Consider the following 2627-nt stretch of genomic DNA (forward strand, 5'->3'; position numbering starts at 1 on the left):
ACGCTTGAATATTTTTGATGGATCTGATCTTGCAGCGTACTTTTGGTAAATTCCAGCGTAATCTTTGTGCGAAGTATTGAGGAGTAGGCGTTTAGTTTGTTTATTGCGCCTTCGATCTCGCGGATATTATCGCCCATATTTGCAGCGATATATTCTACGACGTCGTGTGGAATTCTAACGCGATTTTCTTCGCTCTTTTTATTGATGATAGCGATTTTTGTTTCGAGATTCGGCGGAGTGATATTTGCTATGATGCCGCTTTCAAACCGCGTCGTTAGACGACTTTCAAAGCCTTTTAAAAATTTTGGCGGAAGGTCGTTGGTAAGGACGATTTGACAGTTTTTGTCTTTCAACTCGTTAAACGTATAAAAAAGCTCTTCCTGAGCCTTATCGCGTCCGATTAAAAACTGAATATCATCGATGAGTAAAACATCGCAGTTGCGATATTTTTGTTTAAATTTATCGATCGAGTTGTTTTTGAGATTAAAGACGAAATCATTAGCAAATTGTTCGCTAGTGACGCAGATAACGGTCTTACCTTTTTTAATGCAGTAATTTCCGATCGATTGAAGCAGGTGAGTTTTACCAAGTCCGCTAGGCCCGTAGATAAAGAGCGGATTAAAGCGAATTCCGGGCTCTTTCGCGACGGAGACCGAACACTCGAAGGCAAATTTATTTGAATCGCCGATGATGAAATTTTCGAAGTTGTAATTTTCGCTTAAAATAGTGCTCTTAGGCTTTTCGGAGATGATTTTTACCTTTTCTTTCGGCGAAATTTTAGTCTTTGAGGTGATTTTGACGATCACGTCGTTAAGCCCGAACTGTTTTTTGATAAGCTCTTTTATTTTAGTGCCGTATTTTGTCTGAGCGTATTTAGCGATAAACTCGTTAGTTGCGTTGTAGATGAAAAATTCCGGTGTCGAGTTTTTATCGTTAAATTTCAAATTTTTAATGTATCTAGAGTATTCGGTAGGTAAAATTTCCTTCTCTAAATTCGATAAAATTTCTTGTGCTTGCGACGTCGCCATAAAATTCCCTTACAAATTAGATTAAGATTTTAGCTAAATTTCGCTAAATTTGCGGTAAATTTAAGTTTATTCACTTGTGATTAAGCCGTGAATAAGCGTGAAAGGTGGCTATGAAAATTTTAGGAATTGATCCCGGAACTAGAAATTTAGGCTATGCTATTTTGGAAAAAGACGTGAATAAGATTGTTCTTATTGAAGCGGGACTTGTGAAAATGAAGGCCGAAAATGTGCAATTTCAAATGACGCAGATGAGCGAGGCGATCGATCAAATTTTCAGTGTTCATAAGATTGATGAGGTTGCGATAGAATCGATGTTTTATGCCTATAATCCGCAGTCTGTTTTAAAGCTCGCTCAGTTTCGCGGCGCGCTGGCCCTTAAAATTTTACAAATTTTTGGAAATTTCGCCGAGTACACGCCGCTTCAGATAAAAAAATCGGTCACCGGAAAGGCAAAGGCGGCAAAGGAGCAGGTCGCCTTCATGGTAAAGCGGATTTTAGGGATTAATAAAGAGATCAAACCGCTCGACGTTACCGATGCTATCGCCGTTGCGCTCACGCATGCTCACGCGATGCGCCGGGCGCCTAGATAGGAGAAAGAGTTGAAAATAGCAATCTTGCAAATGAACGTAAAGCTCGCCTCTACTGCCGCGGATTGCGAGCAAAATTTTATCCGCGCACGTGAGCTGATAGATCGTGTGTTAAAGCGCGGTGCGGACGTAGCGGTGCTGCCCGAGGCATTTAATATCAGCTTTAATACGGCTAAATTTAAAGAGCTTGCCGATACGAACGCTGCTTATACGAAAAAATTTTTAAGCGAAATTTCGCAAAACTGCGCCGCTGTTTTAATCGGCGGATCGATAAACTCCGAGCGAGATAAAATTTACAATTCCGCTTTTATCTATCAAAACGGAGCCGAAATTTTACGCTACGACAAGATCCACGCTTTCTCACTCGCTCGCGAAAACGAGATCGTAAGCGGCGGCGATAAGCTAGGCATTTGCGAGATAAAATTTCAAAATCGCGCGGTCAAAATCGGCGTCGCGATCTGTTATGATCTGCGCTTTTGTGAAATTTTTCGAGCCTTAGCGCTTCGCGGCGCGCAGATTGTTTTTGTGATCGCACAGTTCGCGCAGAGCCGCATAGAGCATTTTATCACGCTTGCGAGAGCCCGCGCGATCGAGAATCAAATTTTTATCTGCGCGGTAAACGGCTGCGGCGATATGGGGCATGGCGAGAGTTTCGGCGGAAATTCCATGCTGATCGGTCCCGGCGGTGAGATCGTCGCGCGCCTAGGCAAAAAAGAGGCCGTGAAGATCGCTCGAGCGGATTTAGATAAAATTTTAAAATTTCGCGCTAAAATGGATCTTTTAAAAGATATGAAACCTGAAATTTATAAGGAGTTTTGATGAAAACTTTGGTATTTGTGATCGATATGCTAAACGGCTTCGTAAAATTCGGCGCGATGGCCGATCCCAGCATAGCAAAGATCGCTCCTGCGGTGCTTAAACAGATTGAGGCGGCGAAAAACGTGCATTTCATCTGCGACGCTCACGCCGAGCGGGATTTGGAGATGAAGCGCTACCCGATCCACTGTCTAGT

At 42.7% G+C, this 2627-nt stretch carries 3 protein-coding genes and 1 pseudogene; 3 read left to right on the plus strand and 1 reads right to left on the minus strand.

Annotated features, from left to right (window positions below; translation table 11 throughout):
• On the minus strand, positions 1-1028 hold a 1028-nt coding region (gene dnaA, locus Q0257_RS00465; protein ID WP_298020176.1), incomplete at its 3' end, for a chromosomal replication initiator protein DnaA.
• 110 nt (positions 1029-1138) lie between these two features.
• On the opposite strand from dnaA, the gene ruvC reads away from it, so the two are divergent.
• From ruvC to Q0257_RS00480, 3 genes and pseudogenes are all read left to right on the plus strand, one after another.
• Positions 1139-1618, plus strand: coding sequence for a crossover junction endodeoxyribonuclease RuvC (ruvC, locus tag Q0257_RS00470; protein WP_298020179.1), 480 nt, complete (start codon positions 1139-1141; stop codon positions 1616-1618).
• 9 nt (positions 1619-1627) lie between these two features.
• Positions 1628-2434 (plus strand): nitrilase-related carbon-nitrogen hydrolase, encoded by an 807-nt coding sequence (locus Q0257_RS00475; RefSeq protein WP_298020181.1) that lies wholly within the window; start codon positions 1628-1630, stop codon positions 2432-2434.
• Positions 2434-2627: pseudogene (locus Q0257_RS00480) on the plus strand (cysteine hydrolase); the annotation flags it as partial. The gene Q0257_RS00475 and the pseudogene Q0257_RS00480, both read left to right, overlap by 1 nt.

Source organism: uncultured Campylobacter sp. (assembly GCF_938018035.1).
In the GTDB taxonomy this organism is placed as follows: Bacteria; Campylobacterota; Campylobacteria; order Campylobacterales; family Campylobacteraceae; genus Campylobacter_B.

Coding starts and splice junctions, on each gene's coding strand:
- ruvC (WP_298020179.1), top strand. CDS start 1,139: ATGAAAATTTTAGGAATTGATCCCGGAACTAGAAATTTAGGCTATGCT.